Source organism: Streptomyces sp. NPDC001903 (genome assembly GCF_042891345.1).
In the GTDB taxonomy this organism is placed as follows: Bacteria; Actinomycetota; Actinomycetes; order Streptomycetales; family Streptomycetaceae; genus Streptomyces.
The window spans coordinates 296,448-313,083 of sequence record NZ_JBIASZ010000002.1 but is presented as its reverse complement, the minus strand read 5'-3'; the positions used below and the strand labels follow the sequence as shown (position 1 = coordinate 313,083).

Here is a 16,636-nt window from a genome sequence, read left to right as displayed (position 1 = left end):
GTACACCAGGGCCTTGACGTTGGGGATCCCGGCAGCGGCGTTGGTGATGACCGCGCCGCCGTAGGAGTGGCCGACCAGGACGATGGGACCTTCGATCGAGCGGAGGACACTCGCGGTGTAGGGGACGTCGGTGGTCAGGCCGCGCAGCGGGTTGGCCGGGGCGATGGTCGGGTATCCGGCGCGCTGGAGGCGCTGGATGACCTCGTTCCAGCCGGAGCCGTCGGCGAAGCCGCCGTGCACCAGCACCACCGTCGGCTTGGTTCTGTCCGCGGCTCCGGATGTCGTGCTGTCCGCCGCGTAGGCGGTGGAGCCGAACGGGCCCAGCAGCGCGGCCGTTCCTGCGACGGCGGCGGTGGTGGCGAGCACGTGGCGGCGGGTGGGGTCGGGACCCATGGCGTGGTGACTCCTTCTCGATGGGCGGTTGCGCGAACAGGTCTCGCCCGGCGGTGGGCCGGGCGAGATGGTGCGGGGTGGTGCGTTGGCGTGGCGGGCCTTTGTGTTGTCAGGCCTGACCGTTGACCCCCTGGGCGGCCTGGGTGATGACGGCGGCCACGACGGCGGGGCGGGAGACGTAGACGGCGTGGCTGCCGGGGGTCTCGGTGACGGTTGCTCCGGCCCGTTCGGACATGGTGCGCTGGGCGGCCGGCGGGATCATGCGGTCGTCGGTGGCGACCAGGTACCACGACGGCTTGGTCTGCCAGGCCGGTTCGGAGATTGCGCCTTCGAGAGCCTCGACGCCCCAGGGGACCTGGGAGTCGGCCATGAACGCCGCCAGGTTTTCCGGTACGTCGGCGGCGAAGGAGGCTGCGAAGCGCTCGCGGTCGAGGAACAGGAAGCCGTCCTGGGGCGGCAGGATCGGGGGGACCGGTGCGCCGGGCGGCGGGTCGGCGATCAGGGCGCTGACGGACTCGCCTGAGTGGGTGGGGTTTTGGACGACGGCGACGCGGTAGCCGTCGGCGGTCAGGTGGTCGTAGACCCCCTGCCAGCCCGATCCGTCCACGAAGCCGGCCACCGTCGTGATGCCGGCCGAGCCCCCGCCCCAGCCGCGCCTGCGCCCCCGGCCGCAGTCGTCAGCGGCCATGTGCCCCACGAATCGGGGACGATCGGGGTGGTGATCTCCGGCGGCGGCGTGGACCTGCCCGCCGTCCACCGGCTCATCAGCCAGCCAGCCGGCCGGCCCGCCCAACGGAAGGACCCGACACATGCCCGACCTTGACCTCCCTTTCCCCACCGTCACGCAGTACGCCAGCCCGGACCTGATCGCCGCCATCGTCTACGACGGCCACGACGGGGGAGCCGATCCGCGCTGGGCCGAGAGCGGCGCCCCCGACCTCGACACCTACCGCACCTGGTGCGGCCACATGTGCGGCATCGCCTGCCTGCGCATGGCCCTCCTCGCCCGTACCGGCGACGCACCCAGTCTGTTCGAACTCCTCGACGGTGCCCGAAAGTACGGGGCCTACACCGAGGACGCGGACAGCGGAGCGATCCACGGCCTCATCTACGCCCCGTTCGCCCAGTACGTACACGACATCCACGGCATGCACGCCGAGGTCCATCCCACGCTCACGGAGCCGGACCTTCTGGCCCTGCTGGACTCCGGTCGGCTGGTGATGGCCTCCGTACACAAGGAAATCCGCCGTCCCGAGAACCCGGCCCCGGGCAGGGGCGGCCACCTCGTACTCGTCACCGGCCGCCAGGGCGACACCGTGCACTTCCGCAATCCGTCCGGCCACACAGAGCAGGCCCGTACGGCGAACCTGCCGCTCGCCGAGTTCGGCGACTTCTTCGCCGGCCGCGGACTATCGCTGGCCTGAACACCCTGAACACAGGCCCGAACCGGCCCGGACGGTGTCTGCGCCCGCCCACGATCCGTACCGGTCTCGCCCGGGTCGATCCGCAGCCGGAACAGATCGTCGACCGCAGGTGGGCGCCGGGCCGAGGGGTCAGCCCAGGTGTTGCCGGAAGAAGGCGGCCGCCTCCCCGCCGACCCGAAGACGGACAGTCGGGTCGGCAGGCTCCGGGGCGAAGAAGTCGTCGTGGCGGACATCAGGGCCGGCCGAGCCGCCACGCGCCGTGGGGACTTGCTCCAGGTAGGGCCTGGTGTCGACGTCGTACGGGTTGACCGTGTCCGCTCCACCCCAGCGGATGCCCACGGGGACCCGCACCCTTGCCAGGCTTTCCGGGGTCACGAGACCGCCCGCTCCGGGCGCTACCAGGAAGACCGCTCGCACCCGGGGATCCGAGAGGTCTGCTGCGGCGGCATCCAGCGCACGCCGTGACGACTCGTCCAACGGGTGCTTCTTCCGCAGTGCGTCCAGCACGCCGGGGAACTCGGGGATTTCCGGCAGGGGGATCGTTCCCGCCAGTACGGCCCACAGGATGTGCGGATCGACACGGGCCCCGACAAGGGCGGCGGCTGTGTAGCCGCCGAGGGAGAAGCCCGCCACACCGACCGGACCAAGCGGCTGTTCCCGGGCGAGTTCCTCGAGGGCGAAGGAGATGTCACGGGGCCGTTCCCAGATGTGGAGAAAGCCCTCCGGCTCGTAGCCGTCGACGTAGTTGTTGCCGTGGTGATCGAGAGCAACGACCCGGAAACCCGCCTCGCGCAATGGCCGGACCAGCCACTCCATGTTGCTGCCGGAGCCGCCGGTTCCGTGCGAGACGAGGACAAGCGGAGCGCGTGCGGCCAGCGGGCGGCTCGGCTCCCAGAGGTACAGACGAACAGGGCGCGGGCGCGTCGGATCCCGCAGGTCACGTCGGGACTCGTCGTACAGGACACGTATGAGCGGCTGTCCCTGGCCAGAGATCATCATGGCGACATCGTAGGGAGGCGCCTGCCCTCAGGACGTCGCTTCTCATGACGGCTCGTGCGGCCGGTGCTGTGCAGTGATACTGCCGGGGTGCTGTTGACATGGATCGCCGAGGTGGCGGACGAGCCTTTGGTGCTTGAGCCGACTGACCGGCAGACGGAGCTGGATACCAATACCTGGTGGCTGAGCGCGGCGGAAGGAGACAGGGGATCACTGTCCGCTTCCGAGGTGGTGGCCGCCTTCGAGCGGACTGCCACCGCCATCCGGGCACGCGTTCGCGAGCTGGGCTTTCCAGGGGAGGCGACGTTCTATGTGTGGCACGACGAGCAAGCCGGGCAGCTCCGGTGTTCGACTGGTTCTGTGGCCCCGGACGCATTGCCTTTGGGCGGGAACCACGTGGCGTGCAACGATCTCGGCCCGATCGTCGAGGGGTTCTTGAACGACAGCGAACCGGGGTTCGTCACCTGGGCGGACCCGGACGATGTGCAGAGCCGCGCGGAGGGCACCGACATCGATCGGGAGAACACGCCCTTCGCCGTCTGGGTCAGCAGTGTTGGGGTCTCACACTGACTCGTCCTGTCCCTACCATCGGCTTGGCGCCCCAACTCTTGGCCAGCTCACCGCGTTCGCCGACGGCCGCTGAGCGGGCCGGCTGCGGAGGAAGGACCCAGGTTCACAGGCCGAAGGCGCCGCCTTGGACGAGGATGAGCAGGCCGATGGCGATCAGGACCAGGGGCAGCAGGATGTGGCCCCAGCGGGCGAGGGCCTTGGCGATGACGGGCCGGGTGGCGAAGAACTTGCCCGCGAAGCACCACACGGCCACGAGCACGAGGAACACCGCGGCGTACACGCTCATGCCGCCGATGCCGGCGGTGGCGAAGACGGGCACGTAGACGCCGATGTTGTCGCCGCCGTTGGCGAAGGTGACCGCGGCGACCTCCAACGGGCTCGGCCCGCCGTCCTCGGCCTCCTCCTGCTCCTCACCCTCCCCGGTGCCGTCCCGGCGGTCTTTCCACGCCTGCCACGCGGCCTTGAGGCCCAGGGCGAGTGGCAGCAGGCCGAGATAGGGGATGGCGGACTCGGGCAGGAAGGTGGCGCCGAAGGCGGCGGCCACAGCCACGGCGAGGATCGCGGCGAAGCCCAGGTACTGGCCCAGCACGATCCGGCGGGTGGCCCCGGGGTGGCCGGCGCCCCGGCCGAAGAACAGCGCCAGGATCAGGATGTCGTCGATGTTCGTGACGGCGAACAGCCCGACGGCCTGCCCGACGATGCCGAGGTCCACGAGTGGGTGCTCTCCTTCGATACGAGTGTCCCGGTGACGCTACCGGGAGCCCGTACCCCGGCGATCGCGGGGAGGTCATGGACGCAGCCGGCATCCACGAGCCGGTCACCGAAGACCCCCGAGGAGGCCCGGAGCAGCACCTGGACGAGGCCGAGGCGCGGACGGTGCCGCCCCCCGAGGTGGGGTGCGTGGGCCGGACGGGTGGACCGGCTCTGGCAGTGTGAGCGTGCGCTGTCGGGCGTCGGCGTCGATGGAGTCTCATGGACTGCGGTCGGCCCCGCGTTCCCGCCCACGGTGCACCGGCCGCCCCGGAGACCGGCAGGAGGGAAACGAGGACCGGAATGAGCGAACACGCACGTATCGACGTCCATCACCACGTGATCCCGCCCGACCGCGGCCGCGCGATCGCCGACCGCGCCGCTGCCCTCGGCTGGCCGGTGCCCGCGTGGGACTGGCAGGGCGCCATCGCGATGATGGACCGCCGTTCGATCGCCACCGGCATCCTCTCGTACGCCGCTCCGCTCGGGGCTCCCGATGACGTCGAGGGGGCTCGGGCCACGGCCCGGGACGTGAACGAGTTCACCGCGGAGCTGGTGAAGGACCGGCCCGACCGGTTCGGCAACTTCGCCGTCCTCCCCCTGCCGGACGTGGACGGAGCGCTCGCCGAAGCCGCCCACGCCCTGGACGAGCTGGGTGCCGACGGCGTGATGGTGTTGTCCAACGCCCATGGACGCTACCTCGGAGACCCGGAGTTCGAGCCCCTCTGGGCCGAGCTGGACGCGCGCGCGGCAGTGGTCCTCGTCCACCCCACCGCGCCGCCCGGCGCGATGGTCCCGGGCCTGCCCAGCCCGCTGGTGGACTTCCCGTACGACACCGCTCGCACCGCCCTGCACCTGGCCGTCGCCGGAGTCCTGGGCAGGTACCCGAGCCTGAAGATGATCCTTCCCCACGCGGGCGGCTTCCTGCCGTACGCCGCCCACCGCTTCGCGGCCGCCGCCCGGCTGCGCCCGGGCACCACTCCCGCGGACCTCCTGGCCGAGCTGCGGCGCTTCTACTTCGACACCGCGTTCTGCGCGGGCCCCGCCTCGCTGCCCTCGCTCCTTGCCTTCGCCGAGCCCGGACACGTCTTGTACGGCAGCGACTTCCCCATGGTGCCCGAGGAGTGGTGCAGCGGTTTCGACGACGGGCTGGACGGTTACCCGCACTGGGAGGATGGGCAGCTCCACTTGATCAACCGGGGCAACGCCGAGCTCCTCTTCCCCCGCCTGGCACGCGCCTGACGGCCCGGGTGATCAGACCACCTGGTGTTGCGTCAGCTTGTGACCCCGGGCACGACCAGGCCGGTTTCGTACGCGATCACCACCGCGTGGGTGCGGTTCTGCGCGCCGAGCTTGGTCAGCACGTTCCCGACATGCGTCTTCACCGTCTCCAGGCTCACCCTGCACGACTCCGCGATGTCCGGATTGGACAGCCCGGTGGCCATCAGGCGCAGCACTTCCTCCTCCCGGACCGTCAGCGCGGCCTGCGGCAGTGCCTCGGCGGATTTCCGTGGGCGGGCGGTGACCATCTGGCGCAGGGCCGCCGGGAAGAGAACCGCCTCGCCCGCCGCTACCACCCGCACCGCCTCCGCGATCTTGGGGACAGGGAGCCGCTTGAGCACGAAGCCGCTGGCCCCGGCGCTGAGTGCGGCGGTGACGTAATCGTCGTTCTCGAAGGTGGTGATCACCACGACTTTCGGCGGGTCGGCCGACTCGGCAAGGAGCTGCCGGGTGGCGTCAATGCCGTTGCAGCGCGGCATCCGTACGTCCATGAGGACCACCTCCGGCCGCAACTGCCGCGCCCGCTCGACCGCTTCGATGCCGTCGACGGCCTCCCCGACGACGGCGATCCCGGGCTGCATGGCGAGCAGTGTGCGCAGACCGCTGCGGGTCACCTCGTCGTCGTCCACGATCAGGAGGGTGGTGCTGCCGGGGGCGGCGGCGGTGTCGGTCGTGACGGCCGCGGTGTCGGTGGTGACGGGCGCGCTCGCGCCGGGGCCGGTCGCGACCGCCGCGCCCGCTTGTGAGCCGATCATGCGGGCAACCGTACCGGCAGCCGGACCGCGAGCCGCCAGTGCTCCGGTCCGTCCGGACCGGCCTCGATCTCGCCGTGCAGCAGCCGCACGCGCTCGAAGAGGCCGGGCAGGCCGTGCCCGGACGTCGGGAAGGCGCCCTGGCTCATTCCGCTCCGGCCTCCGGTCCGGTTGACCACGTCGAGCTCCAATGAGTCCGACGCGGCCGCCACCTCGACCCGGATCGGACCTCCCGCTCCGTGCCGCAGCGCGTTCGTCAGCCCTTCCTGGAGGATCCGGTACGCCGCCCGGGAGAGGGTCCCCTGCACCTGCGCATGGTCGCCCGACAGCTCCGCCTCCACCACCGCGCCCGCGTGCCGCAGCCGGTCGAGCAGCTCGGGCAGGTCGGCCAGCGTGCGGGCGGGCGCCGTGCCCGCCTTCTCCTCGCGCAGCATGCCCAGCACGTAGTCCAGGTCCTCAAGGGCCGCCCGGGTCGACTCCTCGATGCTCCGCAGGGCGGCCCGCGCCGCCACAGGGTCGGAACCGAGCACTTCGCCCGCCACTGCCGCCTGGATCGTCGCGGCCGTCAGCGTGTGTCCGATCGAGTCGTGCAACTCGTGGGCCAGCCGATTGCGTTCGGCCAGCACCCGCTCCCGCTCGGCCGCCAGCGCGAGCCGCTCGGCCGAAGACGGCCCCAGCAGCCTGGGCGCCAGCCACCGCAGGGCGTACGTCACCGCCAGGCACAGAGCCGCCGCCAGCAGAAGGCAGCAGAACGCGGCCGCCCAACTCTGCCAGCCGCTCTCCGCCCGCAGAGACCAGCCGTTCACACTCACCTCGGCCTCGGCGCCCGCCCAACCACCGGGAAGGAGCAGGCCCGCGATGAACAGCAGGATGCTCAGCTGCGCCCCCGTCCACCCCAGCACCACCTGCGACAGCAGCCAGAGCGGGGTCCGCAGGCGGTCGGCGCCCGATGCCGCGGACGAGGCCGCCCCCTCACCGGGCGACCCCGCACGCCGCCGCCCGCCGCCCACGGGATCCGGCAACGGCACCGCCAGCATCCGCCGGGCGCAAGCGATCAGCACCCGCTGCGTGGTACGGGCCAGCCCGATCACCCCGATCAGTACGGCCCAGACCAGCCCGGTCAGAACGAACTGCACAGCCACCGCAGCGGATGGCCACGCCACCGCCGGCAGTGCCGCGAAGGGCAGCAACGGAAGGCTCGCCAACGCGCCGCAATAGGCGAAGAGCGCACCCGAATACGTGGAGCCGCGCAGCAGCGGCCGGATTCCTCTGAACATGGCCAGGTAAGTATGACCGCACGGCCCACCCGCGACCTCCCCCGATCGGGGGAGTGAAGCCTCCCGCCTTCCCGCGATGTGTCCGTGGGTGCCCGCAACCAGAATCGGGATCTCACCAGTTGACGGGACGAAAGGACGGGCTGATGAACGCTCAGGGGACCGAGACACCGCCGAATCACAGGGCGTGCGCACAGGACCAGGCCGTACGGAGTCGGAAGGCGGCACCGAACGGAATGACGCCGGGCCCGACGGAGCCGAAGAACGGCGGGGCCACGGCCGCCATGACGCTGGGCATCATCGGCCTGTGCACCTCGGTCGTCTTCATTGGCGGCCCGCTCGCCGTAGCGGGCCTGATCCTGGGCATCGCCGCGCTGATGGCGGCCAAGCGGACGGGTGTGGGGCGGGGCAAGGCCATCACCGCCGTGGTGACGTCGTCCCTCGCGATCGTGGTGTCCGGGCTGGTCGCCGTGTTCATGGTCTGGTACGCGAACAAGACGCAGGAGTGCTACCAGCCCGACAGCCTCCACCAGTACGCGCAGTGCGTCCGCCAGCACCTGAACGGAAACTGAACGGCCCGCCCGGGCCGACGGTGGGCGTGTCATCCCAATGGGGCGATGTGCGGCACGGCGGATCAGGCAAGACTCTCGCCAAGCCCCACTTCGCCCCGGAGGTTCCATGTCGAAAAGCGGCGCGCCTCGCATCGATGTCCCGCGCGAGGCCCCAGCGCGGGCGTCGCTCGTTCTGGCGTCCCTGATCACCGTCGCCGCGGTGGCGAACCTGAACCTGTCGGTGGCCAACGTGGCGCTGCCCGCGATCGGGAAGGCCTTCGACTCCTCCCAGACCGCGCTGAACCTGATCGCCGTGGGGTACTCCCTCGGCCTGGCCGCGTCGGTGCTCTATCTGGGCGCCGTCGGTGACCGCCACGGGCGCAAGCTGCTGCTGCTCCTCGGCATCGCCCTGTCCATCCCCGCCTGCCTGCTCGCCGCGTACGCTCCGAGCGACACGGTCCTCGTGGTGGCCCGGATCCTCGGCGGGCTCTCGGCCGGCATGGCCTACCCGACCACCCTGGCACTGATCACCGCCCTGTGGTCGGGGCCGGGGCGCACGAAGTCGATCGCGCTGTGGTCGGCCCTGGGCGGCGGCATCTCCATGCTCGGGCCGGTGATCGCGGGCGCGCTGCTCGAACGCTTCTACTGGGGGTCGGTGTTCATGGTCACCCTGCCCCTCGCCGTGGTCGCGCTGGTCATGGCCCTGCTGTTCGTCCCCGCGCACGCCAACGAGTCGACCGAACCGGTGGACAACCTCGGCGGCATCCTGTCCGTCCTCCTGATCGCGGGACTGGTGCTGGCGATCAATTTCGCCGCCGTCCCCGGCGAGGGGGCACTGGTCGTAGGTCTCGCCGTGATCGCTGTGGCCGGTGGAGCCGGGTTCTTCTGGCGTCAGCGCCGGGCTCCCAACCCGTTGTACGACCTCCACATCGCCGGCCGGCGCACGTTCTGGGTCGCCGCATGCGCGGGAATCATCGTGTACGGCGCCATGATGGGGTCGGCGTTCGTCAGCCAGCAGTACCTGCAGAACGTGCTCGAGTACAACCCCGTCGAGGCCGGCGCCGCCATCCTCCCCCTCGTCGTGATGATGGTGCTCGTGGCACCACGGTCCGCGAGGCTGGTCGAGACACGCGGCGCCCGCACCACCCTGTTGGCCGGTTACGCGTTCCTCTTCCTCGCCTTCGCCTGGATGCTGCTGTTCTGGGGCGAGGACAGCAGCTACTGGCAGATCGGCTTCGCCTACGTTCTCATCGGCATCGGGGCCGGCCTCGCCGGGACCCCCGCATCCCACTCGCTGACCGGATCGGTGCCCGTGCGACGGGCCGGCATGGCCTCAGGCACCGCCGACCTGCAACGGGACCTCGGCGGGGCCATCATGCAGTCCGTCATGGGCCTGCTCCTCACCGCCGGCTATGCCTCGGCCTTCAATGCGGCGATCGCCGCTTCCCCCGAGAGCAAGGACGTGTCGGACCAGGTCCAGAGCGAGCTGACGAAGTCCTTCGCCTCCGCCGGGCAGGTCGCCGAGCAGCACCCCCAGTACGCGGACCAGATCGTCGCGGCAGCACGCGAGTCCTTCCTCCACGGCGACGACTGGGCGTACACCGTCGGCCTCGCCGCGATCGCCCTGGGCGCGCTGCTGATCTTCTGCATGTTCCCGCACCGGGACGCCGAGCGGGAGCTCCTGCTGCGCTACTACACCGAGGACTCCGCCTCCGCCGCCACCGGGAGGCCGAGCGGACCGGGAACCCGGGCCTGAGCGTTCGGCCGGTCAACCGGTCGCCGACCGTGTCGCGCGCGGCTTGCTTGACGAGCCGGGCCGCCACCTGCAGAGTCGGGATGCAGCACCGCAGCGCCGCCCGACTCTGTTGACCGGTCCCACCCGTCCACACACGGCAGACGGTCCTGACCCCCAGGAGCGGCAGATCCCATGCTCCTCGACCTGGTGGTGATCGGTACGGCCGTCACCTTGGGGCCTTTGCACAACAGCGCCTTCATCCTGCTCCTCTCCTCACGGCGGGGCCCCCGCCTGGGCATGGCGTTCCTGTTGTCGTGGCTGGCCAACCTGATCGCGGTCATCGCCTGCGTGATGCTGCTGACCGGCGGACAGCCCCCGGAACGTCACAGCGCGCCCTCGACCGCCGCGATCGCCGCGAAACTCGCCATCGGCGTGGCTCTCGTGCTGTACGGCGTCCACCGGCACCGCCGACCGCCCCGCCCGCACGGCCCACCCCGCTGGGCCGCCCGGATCGACAACGCCTCCCCGGCCACCGCGGCGGGCCTGGCATGGGTGCTGCAACCCTGGGCCCTGGTCGGCGCCGGCGCCGCGACCGCCATCGACGCGGACCTCTCCACCCCCACCGACTGGCTCGCACTGACGGGCTACTGCCTGCTGGCCACGCTCAGCCTCATCGTCATGGAGATGTACGCACTCCGGGCACCCGCGGCCGCGGACGCCCGGCTGAACTCCCTGCGGAGCTGGCTGGAGCAGCACCAGGAGCAGCTGATCGTCTCGCTCTCCCTGCTCGCCGGCCTGTGGCTGACGGCCCGGAGCATCTACGAGCTGGTCGCCTGACACGGACCCGCCGCTGTCCCGCCCCAAGCGGGTCTCTGGTTCAGCAGGTCAGGCGCCGGTGGAGATCCGGCCGCCTGATGCCGTGCCACGACGTGCACCTCGGCGGCGATCGCGACCGCATACCGGTCGACGGCCCGTTTCGGTTCCGTCCGGACGTGGTTCAGCGTACGGCGGGACGTCCCGTTCGGGCTCGCGCCGCATGGGCTACGGGGCGTGTCCGCGCCCGGCGGCTGTCGTTGCACAGGGCATGAAGAAGATCATCACTGCTGCCGTCCTCACCCTCGCCGCGGTCGGGCTCGCCGCTCCGGCGCACGCCGACAACGACTCGAACTTCGGCGGCGGCGTCAACGCCGCCAACAACTGGAACTTCACCGCCGCCGCGGTATGTCTCCAGGAAGTCGCCGTCGTACCCGTCCTGGGGGACTGGGTGGGCGACCACACCAACAACTGCTCCAACGGCAACGTCATCGACCACTCGAAGTAGCCGCAGCCTGACGCGCACCACCACCGCCGCCGGCCGGCAACCGCCCTCGGCGGACCTGCTACGCGTAGACGTCGCGGGTGGAGGTGGTGGTGCACGCCTTCGCGGGGACGACCGCGATGGCGGCACAGCAGCTGCAGACCTCGCACCCGCCGGACACCCTGGCCCGCGTGACGCCGGTTCCTCTTCTGTCGAAAGGCGAGGGGGGCCGGCGCCGCGCTGCTGCCGGATGGGGTGCTACTGGATGAACAGGCTCATGCCGGGGGCGGGGCGGATGAGTTGCCCGGGCAGGACGGAGCCCGTCACGCGCCCGTCACAGTGGGGACCGGACCACACGTAGGCGGTCTCGTTCGTGAAATTGGCGACCTCCGAGGGCACGAAGTCGCCCAACGGGTAGCAGCCGGACGGGTCGTGAATCGCTGCCCTGTCGATGAAGAGCACGCCGTCCGCTGCCTGTGCCGTACCGGGCGCTGCCAGCGCCAGTGCCAGTGCCGCCGCGCACGCCCCCAGTACCCGCGTCACGCGTCGTGTCTCGCGCATCCCGGTCCACCTGCCTCATTCGTCTCGCCATACCCATTTCGTCGCCGAGAGTAGCCTATTGCTACTCAACGTGAGGTGACGTGTAGGGGTGAAAGAGCCTCGCGGCAGCGCCGTGTGGGAGGTTTAGTGGTGGGAGAACGCCCCGGATGGTGGCACAGGACTGCCATCCGGGGCCTCCTCGCCGGTCAGCCCTCCACGACCTTGATCGTGTAGGGCTCGCGGTTGTTGGCGCCGTTCCGGTCGTCGGGGCTGGTCACTGTGACGGATCCGCCTTCCAGGGTGCCGATGGGCACGGTAGGGGCGACCTCGACCGGGATCTGTGCGGTTGCGCTGCGGAACACGACGAGCCCGGCCGGGAACGTGCAGCGCACCTGGTGGCCGTTCTCGGACCGGGTGCAGTTCTCCGGGTAGAACGGTTCCACCGCCGTAACCCCCTCCGGCAGGGTGACCACCACGGTGAACGGCGAGGCTGTCTGCTCCGGGCCGAGGTTGGTGGTGAAGCCGTGCACCGTCGTGGTGCCGCCGGGTGCGGTGTCATCCGGGTCGATCCGGACCACCTCCAGGTCGGAGTTCGACGGCGCGGCCGCTTCGGCGGTGGTCATCGGTACGAGGGCGGCCATCAGGACTGCGCCGGCCACCAGCGCCCGGCGGCCGAGACGGGAGCGGCGGAAGAGTGTGCGGTTCATTGCGGTTCGCCTCTGCTCGGGTGCGGGGGCGCCTCGTTGACGGGCCCCCGGATGATCAACGACCGCCACCACGGCAAGGGTGCGAGCCCCGCCACCCACACGGCCCAAGGCCTCGAAGCGGATGTCGACCTGCAGGTGGTCGGCGCTGTGGTCCCCGCCCGCAGGGGCGGTGCGCCGCGAGCGGAGATCGACCGGGAGGCGCTCTCGAATCCCTATCGGCTGCTGACGTAGGGAAGCAGTGCCATCTCCCGGGCGTTCTTGATCGCCACGGCAAGCCGTCGCTGCTGCTGCGCCGTGACCCGGGTGACCCGGCGGCTGCGGATCTTCCCGCGGTCGGAGATGAACTTCCGCAGCAGGTCGGTGTCCTTGTAGTCGATGTACGTGACCTTCGCCGTGTCCAGCGGGTTGGGGCGGGACTTCACGGGCTTGTGAGCGATCTGGCGACGGGCCATCAGGGTTCCTTTTGGGTCGTGTGGGGTCGTGGACGATGGAGGTGCTCCATCCCGGAGGGTCAGGAGACCGGGTCGAGGAGGGAGTCGAAGGCGGCGGGGAGGGTCTTCCAGGCCTCGCGTCCCGCCGCGTACTCGGCGTCGGTCAGCAGGCAGGACTCGAGGAGTTGTTCAAGGCCGTGCCGGTCGAGTCCGGGCGACGTGAAGACGAGGTGCTGGCAGCAGTCGCCGTGCTCGGGGTGCCAGTCGAGCGACGCGGCCGCCCGGCGCATCGGAGGGACCATCTCCCAGGCGGCGTCGGGCAGGGAGACCAGCCAGGGGCCGGCACTCTCCACGCACAGGGCGCCGCCGGCGGCATCCCAGGCCAGCAGGGTGTCGGGTCGGTCGGCGAGCCAGAATCGCCCGCGGCTGCGGGCGGCGACGCAGCAGAGGTCCTCGAGGGCCTCGTAGAGCCGTTCGGGGTGGAAGGGGCGGTGGCGTCGCCAAACGAGTGTGGTGACTCCCGCCTCCTCCGCCTCCTGCGGCAGCAGGGCACAGGCCGGGTGCTGGGCGGCGGCCGCCGCTTCCACGTCGAAGCCGGCGAAGGCCAGTTGGGCGAGCTCCCCGGATCCGGCCGACACCCGGCGGGCGGTGGGGTGGAGCTGGGCGAGGAGGGCGCGATCCTCCTCGTCGGCGTCTTCGCTGTCGACGACGGCGAGTACGGGGGCGTACTCCAACTGCCGCGCCCAGGTGTCCCCGACGGTGCGCTGGTCGGAGGCCGCCGCAGCGAGCCCCACGTCGGCCAGGTCGTCGCCGTTGGCGAGGTACGGCAGTACGAGCGCGGGGTCGACCGCGGTCATGACGCTCGTGAGATCGAGTACGTCTCCACCGTGTTCCACGACGACCTCGGCCATCGCCTTGGGCTCGACTGAGTCCCAGAGCTCGACGACGGCCAGCCGGGTCATCCCGTTGACGGCCAGCCGTTCCAGCTCGGGGACCAGGTCCTCGCGCAGTGCGCAGCATGCGCAGCCGTTGACGAGCGGGGCCTCGCCGCGGGACAGCTCACCGGAGGCGTCGCGCACCACGCGCAGCACCGTGCCCGCGGGACCCGTGGCCAGGTCGTGGTGGAGGGCGACACTGCCTGGCACGGAGTGCAGCAGTCGGTCCACGACCTCCTTGCGGGCGTCGGAGTGGAGGCCGCCGACGATGGCGACGGGCAGGGTCACGCCTTGCTCCCGTACCGGCGCTGGAAGCGCTCCACGCGGCCGGCGGTGTCCAGGACGCGGGCGGTGCCGGTGTAGAAGGGGTGGCTCTGCGAGGAGATCTCGACGTCGATGACGGGGTAGGTGTTGCCGTCCTCCCACTCGACCGTCTTGTCGCTGGTGGCGGTGGAGCGGGTGAGGAAGGCGAAGTCGGCGGCCTTGTCGCGGAAGACGACGGGGCCGTAGGCGGGGTGGATTCCGGGCTTCATGCGGGTGTCCTTCAGGCGGGGGCGGACGGGGGCAGGGTCAGCGCTCTTCGCGGAAGTCGACGTGCCGGCGCACCACCGGGTCGAACTTGCGCAGTACGAGGCGGTCGGGATCGTTCCGCCGGTTCTTGCGGGTGACGTACGTGTATCCGGTGCCGGCCGTGGAGCGGAGCTTGATGATCGGGCGTACTTCGGAGCGGGTCATGGCGCTAGTATATGACAATGGTTCCCATTATCAACAAGCCGTGATCGAAGAGAGGCAGGTATCCCCTTGTCCGCCCACTGTCAACTGACCGGCGCCCAGCCGGGCTTCGGCAACAACATCTCCCACTCGCACCGGCGCACTTCGCGCCGCTTCGACCCCAACATCCAGAGCAAGCGGTACTGGCTGCCCGGCGAGGGCCGGTACGTGCGGCTGAAGCTCTCCGCCAAGGCGATCAAGACCGTGGACGCCATGGGTGTCGAGGCCGCCGTAGCCCGGATCCGGGCCCGGGGGGTGAAGGTCTGATGGCCAAGCAGAGCAAGATCGCCCGGAACGAGAGGCGCAAGGCGGTCGTCGCGCGGTACGCCGCCCGGCGTGCCGAGCTGAAGGAGGTCATCCGGCGCCCGTCCTCGACGGAGACCGAACGCGCGGCCGCCTTGGCAGAACTGCGCAAGCAGCCCCGCAACGCCAGCGCGACCCGTGTGCGGAACCGGGACAGCGTGGACGGCCGGCCCCGCGGACACCTCAGGAAGTTCGGGCTGTCCCGGGTACGCATGCGCGAACAGGCGCACGCCGGATTCCTTCCCGGAGTCACCAAGTCGTCCTGGTAGGGCGGTAGTCCGGTAGTCCTGCAACGCAGGCGTGCCCACATCCCGGCGGGATGTGGGCACGCAGGCGAAGCGGAAGGTGATGCCACCAGCGTGGAGGCCCCATGAACCACGGATCACCGGCCCGGTGACGGGCTCAGGCGGAACGCGCCCTCCAATGATCGTGCGAGCTGCCGGTGAGTGCCGTGCTCAGGCGGCGGGCTTCGGTGGTTACGGCGGAGGAGCCGCGGCGGGCTGCGGCTGCCGTCACCGCGTCGGGGATCGGGCCGGTGGCTCCGCAGTGCTCGGCGCAGGAGGCGGCCACGGCCAGGACCTCGCCCGCGCCCCGTACCGAAGGCAGGAGGGCCGGAAGTACCTCCGCGAGTACGGTCCAGAGGGTCGCGTACGCGCCCGCTGCCGCGGCGCAACGGGCCGCGTCCGCGAGTCGGTTGGGCTTCACCGTGCCCAAGGCCGTCATGGCGGCGAGCTCGCGGCCCAGCAGCGGGGCGTCGAGATCGCCGCGGGCCGCCAGGACCAGCAGCGCCTCCACCGCCGGGCGGCGGCTCTCCACGTACCGGCCGCCCAGCCCGGCGGCCACGGCGGCGTGCAGCGCGGGGCCCGCGGGGCCGCCCAGCCGGGCGAGGTGGGGCAGCATCCAGGAGCTGCCGTGATCGCCGGCCGTCGCCGCGAGCGTCACCTGCGGCAGGAGCCACGCCGCCTGGGTCTCGCGGTCCTCGGGCAGCACGGACGCGCGTACGGGATGTCCTTCGTGCCAGTGGTAGCACTGGGTGAATCCCCGGTGCGGAGGGCCCAGCCAGTGGAACGGTTCCGGGAACTCCCTTTGCAGAGCCGCACGTTCTCCGCTGAGGTACGTGACCTGCGCGACCGCGGTGCCGGTCCGCCGCCATGCCTTGTGGGTCCGGGTCGATGGGTCGGGTTCGGCGACGCGGCGCAGCGCGGGGCCCGGTTCGCCGTCCGGGCCGAGCCAGGCGGCCAGCCGGGAGCCCTCGGCGGTACCGAGGCGGGAGGCCACCTCGGCGGCCGCCCCTCCCGCGGCACCGTCACGCCGTACGCGCAGCAGTGCCTGCCCGAAGTCGGCCGGACCGGGCCGTACGCCCAGCCGGCGGTACTCGGTGAGCCGCTCCACCAGCTCGGCTGCCTCCAGCGCGCCGGTGTCCCAGGTCGGCGTGGACAGGAGGAACGGCAGCGGCTCCTTGGACATGAGCCTGTACGCGATCTCGCGCAGCCGCGCGGCGAGCACCAGCTCCAGACCGCCCTGCGCACACTCCTCGTGCCCCCGGCCGCGGCGTACGTACTCGGGCTTGAGGCTGTACCCCGGCACCCGCCACAGCAGCGAAGCCGCCACGACGTTGAGACCGCCGAGTCGTTGTGCCTCGATCTCCTCGGTGTAGCGGTGCCCCAGCGCGTCGGCGAGCGCCCGCGCAAGCGGGTGGCGGTCGCGGTGGGCATGCCGTACCAGCCCGTCGAGGGAGCGCTCGAAGTCCGCCACGGTGTGTGCGCGGGAGTCGAGGTGGGCCGCCGTGAGCTCGACGGCCTCGGCGATCCCCTCGGGCGCGGGGTCGAGCCGGCGCGCGGGAGGCACGGGCGGGAGGGTGTCCTGAGCGGCGGTCCAGATCATGCCGCAACGCTAGGGGAGCCCACTGACACACCCGTGCCGGGG

General features: G+C 71.3%; 22 protein-coding genes and 1 pseudogene. 10 read left to right on the top strand and 13 right to left on the bottom strand.

Annotated elements, in window-relative coordinates; all coding sequences use genetic code 11:
* Window positions 1–9: 9 nt before the first annotated feature.
* A pseudogene (locus tag ACFYZS_RS05110) lies at window positions 10–240 on the bottom strand (alpha/beta fold hydrolase); the annotation flags it as partial.
* Between the two features lie 262 nt (window positions 241–502).
* Window positions 503–1,081 (bottom strand): alpha/beta fold hydrolase, encoded by a 579-nt coding sequence (locus tag ACFYZS_RS05105; protein WP_389006970.1) that lies wholly within the window; start codon window positions 1,079–1,081, stop codon window positions 503–505.
* A gap of 121 nt (window positions 1,082–1,202) precedes the next feature.
* Between ACFYZS_RS05105 and ACFYZS_RS05100 the strand changes: the two genes are divergently transcribed.
* Window positions 1,203–1,817, top strand: coding sequence for a C39 family peptidase (locus ACFYZS_RS05100; protein ID WP_389006968.1), 615 nt, complete (start codon window positions 1,203–1,205; stop codon window positions 1,815–1,817).
* A 129-nt stretch (window positions 1,818–1,946) separates the two neighbouring features.
* Here the strand turns inward: ACFYZS_RS05100 and ACFYZS_RS05095 are convergent, their stop codons facing one another.
* On the bottom strand, window positions 1,947–2,693 hold the full coding sequence (locus ACFYZS_RS05095) for an alpha/beta hydrolase family protein (protein ID WP_389007541.1): 747 nt from the start codon (window positions 2,691–2,693) through the stop codon (window positions 1,947–1,949).
* Window positions 2,694–2,903: 210 nt separating this feature from the next.
* Here ACFYZS_RS05095 and ACFYZS_RS05090 point away from each other — a divergent pair, with 210 nt between their 5' ends.
* Window positions 2,904–3,383 (top strand): hypothetical protein, encoded by a 480-nt coding sequence (locus tag ACFYZS_RS05090; RefSeq protein WP_389006967.1) that lies wholly within the window; start codon window positions 2,904–2,906, stop codon window positions 3,381–3,383.
* A gap of 103 nt (window positions 3,384–3,486) precedes the next feature.
* Here the strand turns inward: ACFYZS_RS05090 and ACFYZS_RS05085 are convergent, their stop codons facing one another.
* A complete protein-coding gene (locus ACFYZS_RS05085) occupies window positions 3,487–4,095 on the bottom strand; it encodes a cadmium resistance transporter (protein WP_389006965.1) in 609 nt (202 codons plus the stop codon).
* 341 nt (window positions 4,096–4,436) lie between these two features.
* On the opposite strand from ACFYZS_RS05085, the gene ACFYZS_RS05080 reads away from it, so the two are divergent.
* On the top strand, window positions 4,437–5,375 hold the full coding sequence (locus ACFYZS_RS05080) for an amidohydrolase family protein (RefSeq protein WP_389006963.1): 939 nt from the start codon (window positions 4,437–4,439) through the stop codon (window positions 5,373–5,375).
* Between the two features lie 32 nt (window positions 5,376–5,407).
* Here ACFYZS_RS05080 and ACFYZS_RS05075 read toward each other — a convergent pair whose 3' ends face one another.
* Both ACFYZS_RS05075 and ACFYZS_RS05070 read right to left on the bottom strand, forming a co-directional pair.
* Window positions 5,408–6,169 carry a response regulator gene (locus ACFYZS_RS05075; protein ID WP_389006961.1) on the bottom strand — a complete coding sequence of 254 codons (762 nt, stop codon included), beginning with the start codon at window positions 6,167–6,169 and terminating at the stop codon, window positions 5,408–5,410.
* Entirely contained in the window at window positions 6,166–7,443 is a 1,278-nt protein-coding gene (locus tag ACFYZS_RS05070) for a sensor histidine kinase (RefSeq protein ID WP_389006959.1), read from the bottom strand. Before ACFYZS_RS05070 ends, ACFYZS_RS05075 begins: the two co-directional genes overlap by 4 nt.
* 233 nt (window positions 7,444–7,676) lie before the next feature.
* Between ACFYZS_RS05070 and ACFYZS_RS05065 the strand changes: the two genes are divergently transcribed.
* From ACFYZS_RS05065 to ACFYZS_RS05050, 4 genes are all read left to right on the top strand, one after another.
* Window positions 7,677–8,012, top strand: coding sequence for a DUF4190 domain-containing protein (locus ACFYZS_RS05065; RefSeq protein WP_389006957.1), 336 nt, complete (start codon window positions 7,677–7,679; stop codon window positions 8,010–8,012).
* 199 nt (window positions 8,013–8,211) lie between these two features.
* On the top strand, window positions 8,212–9,747 hold the full coding sequence (locus ACFYZS_RS05060) for an MFS transporter (protein WP_389006954.1): 1,536 nt from the start codon (window positions 8,212–8,214) through the stop codon (window positions 9,745–9,747).
* Window positions 9,748–9,918: 171 nt separating this feature from the next.
* Window positions 9,919–10,563, top strand: a complete 645-nt coding sequence (locus ACFYZS_RS05055) for a GAP family protein (RefSeq protein ID WP_389006953.1) — start codon at window positions 9,919–9,921, stop codon at window positions 10,561–10,563.
* A 247-nt stretch (window positions 10,564–10,810) separates the two neighbouring features.
* Window positions 10,811–11,047, top strand: a complete 237-nt coding sequence (locus tag ACFYZS_RS05050; protein ID WP_389006952.1) for a hypothetical protein — start codon at window positions 10,811–10,813, stop codon at window positions 11,045–11,047.
* Between the two features lie 234 nt (window positions 11,048–11,281).
* On the opposite strand, the gene ACFYZS_RS05045 is transcribed toward ACFYZS_RS05050, so the two are convergent.
* Both ACFYZS_RS05045 and ACFYZS_RS05040 read right to left on the bottom strand, forming a co-directional pair.
* Window positions 11,282–11,584: a hypothetical protein gene (locus tag ACFYZS_RS05045; RefSeq protein WP_389006951.1), complete on the bottom strand. Its 303-nt coding sequence runs from the start codon at window positions 11,582–11,584 to the stop codon at window positions 11,282–11,284.
* Window positions 11,585–11,769: 185 nt separating this feature from the next.
* Entirely contained in the window at window positions 11,770–12,270 is a 501-nt protein-coding gene (locus ACFYZS_RS05040; RefSeq protein WP_389006949.1) for a hypothetical protein, read from the bottom strand.
* 51 nt (window positions 12,271–12,321) lie between these two features.
* On the opposite strand from ACFYZS_RS05040, the gene ACFYZS_RS05035 reads away from it, so the two are divergent.
* Window positions 12,322–12,501 carry a hypothetical protein gene (locus ACFYZS_RS05035; RefSeq protein WP_389006947.1) on the top strand — a complete coding sequence of 60 codons (180 nt, stop codon included), beginning with the start codon at window positions 12,322–12,324 and terminating at the stop codon, window positions 12,499–12,501.
* Here the strand turns inward: ACFYZS_RS05035 and rpsR are convergent.
* The 4 genes from rpsR to rpmG are packed head-to-tail and all read right to left on the bottom strand — an operon-like array spanning window position 12,483 to window position 14,371.
* Entirely contained in the window at window positions 12,483–12,722 is a 240-nt protein-coding gene (rpsR, locus tag ACFYZS_RS05030) for a 30S ribosomal protein S18 (RefSeq protein ID WP_389006946.1), read from the bottom strand. The two genes, ACFYZS_RS05035 and rpsR, sit on opposite strands and share 19 nt — an antisense overlap.
* Before the next feature lie 59 nt (window positions 12,723–12,781).
* Window positions 12,782–13,924, bottom strand: a complete 1,143-nt coding sequence (locus ACFYZS_RS05025; protein ID WP_389006944.1) for a CobW family GTP-binding protein — start codon at window positions 13,922–13,924, stop codon at window positions 12,782–12,784.
* Entirely contained in the window at window positions 13,921–14,169 is a 249-nt protein-coding gene (locus ACFYZS_RS05020) for a type B 50S ribosomal protein L31 (protein WP_329124852.1), read from the bottom strand. Before ACFYZS_RS05020 ends, ACFYZS_RS05025 begins: the two co-directional genes overlap by 4 nt.
* Before the next feature lie 37 nt (window positions 14,170–14,206).
* The gene (gene rpmG / locus ACFYZS_RS05015) at window positions 14,207–14,371 is read right to left on the bottom strand and encodes a 50S ribosomal protein L33 (protein WP_389006942.1); all 165 of its coding nucleotides are present in this window, start codon (window positions 14,369–14,371) and stop codon (window positions 14,207–14,209) included.
* 66 nt (window positions 14,372–14,437) lie between these two features.
* Here rpmG and rpmB point away from each other — a divergent pair, with 66 nt between their 5' ends.
* Both rpmB and rpsN read left to right on the top strand, forming a co-directional pair.
* Complete coding sequence (gene rpmB, locus ACFYZS_RS05010) at window positions 14,438–14,674, top strand: 50S ribosomal protein L28 (RefSeq protein ID WP_389006941.1); 237 nt, start codon at window positions 14,438–14,440, stop codon at window positions 14,672–14,674.
* Entirely contained in the window at window positions 14,674–14,979 is a 306-nt protein-coding gene (gene rpsN / locus ACFYZS_RS05005; RefSeq protein ID WP_389006940.1) for a 30S ribosomal protein S14, read from the top strand. The genes rpmB and rpsN overlap by 1 nt, the downstream gene beginning before the upstream one ends.
* Before the next feature lie 133 nt (window positions 14,980–15,112).
* Here rpsN and ACFYZS_RS05000 read toward each other — a convergent pair whose 3' ends face one another.
* Complete coding sequence (locus tag ACFYZS_RS05000) at window positions 15,113–16,594, bottom strand: DUF6493 family protein (protein WP_389006939.1); 1,482 nt, start codon at window positions 16,592–16,594, stop codon at window positions 15,113–15,115.
* Window positions 16,595–16,636: the final 42 nt, after the last annotated feature.

Bases quoted from the DNA above. Each gene is read 5' to 3' on its own strand.
- ACFYZS_RS05105 (WP_389006970.1), bottom strand. From the start codon at position 1,081: ATGGCCGCTGACGACTGCGGCCGGGGGCGCAGGCGCGGCTGGGGCGGG.
- ACFYZS_RS05100 (WP_389006968.1), top strand. From the start codon at position 1,203: ATGCCCGACCTTGACCTCCCTTTCCCCACCGTCACGCAGTACGCCAGC.
- ACFYZS_RS05080 (WP_389006963.1), top strand. From the start codon at position 4,437: ATGAGCGAACACGCACGTATCGACGTCCATCACCACGTGATCCCGCCC.
- ACFYZS_RS05075 (WP_389006961.1), bottom strand. From the start codon at position 6,169: ATGATCGGCTCACAAGCGGGCGCGGCGGTCGCGACCGGCCCCGGCGCG.
- ACFYZS_RS05070 (WP_389006959.1), bottom strand. From the start codon at position 7,443: ATGTTCAGAGGAATCCGGCCGCTGCTGCGCGGCTCCACGTATTCGGGT.
- ACFYZS_RS05065 (WP_389006957.1), top strand. From the start codon at position 7,677: ATGACGCCGGGCCCGACGGAGCCGAAGAACGGCGGGGCCACGGCCGCC.
- ACFYZS_RS05055 (WP_389006953.1), top strand. From the start codon at position 9,919: ATGCTCCTCGACCTGGTGGTGATCGGTACGGCCGTCACCTTGGGGCCT.
- ACFYZS_RS05050 (WP_389006952.1), top strand. From the start codon at position 10,811: ATGAAGAAGATCATCACTGCTGCCGTCCTCACCCTCGCCGCGGTCGGG.
- ACFYZS_RS05045 (WP_389006951.1), bottom strand. From the start codon at position 11,584: ATGCGCGAGACACGACGCGTGACGCGGGTACTGGGGGCGTGCGCGGCG.
- ACFYZS_RS05040 (WP_389006949.1), bottom strand. From the start codon at position 12,270: ATGAACCGCACACTCTTCCGCCGCTCCCGTCTCGGCCGCCGGGCGCTG.
- ACFYZS_RS05035 (WP_389006947.1), top strand. From the start codon at position 12,322: ATGATCAACGACCGCCACCACGGCAAGGGTGCGAGCCCCGCCACCCAC.
- rpsR (WP_389006946.1), bottom strand. From the start codon at position 12,722: ATGGCCCGTCGCCAGATCGCTCACAAGCCCGTGAAGTCCCGCCCCAAC.
- ACFYZS_RS05020 (WP_329124852.1), bottom strand. From the start codon at position 14,169: ATGAAGCCCGGAATCCACCCCGCCTACGGCCCCGTCGTCTTCCGCGAC.
- rpmG (WP_389006942.1), bottom strand. From the start codon at position 14,371: ATGACCCGCTCCGAAGTACGCCCGATCATCAAGCTCCGCTCCACGGCC.
- rpsN (WP_389006940.1), top strand. From the start codon at position 14,674: ATGGCCAAGCAGAGCAAGATCGCCCGGAACGAGAGGCGCAAGGCGGTC.
- ACFYZS_RS05000 (WP_389006939.1), bottom strand. From the start codon at position 16,594: ATGATCTGGACCGCCGCTCAGGACACCCTCCCGCCCGTGCCTCCCGCG.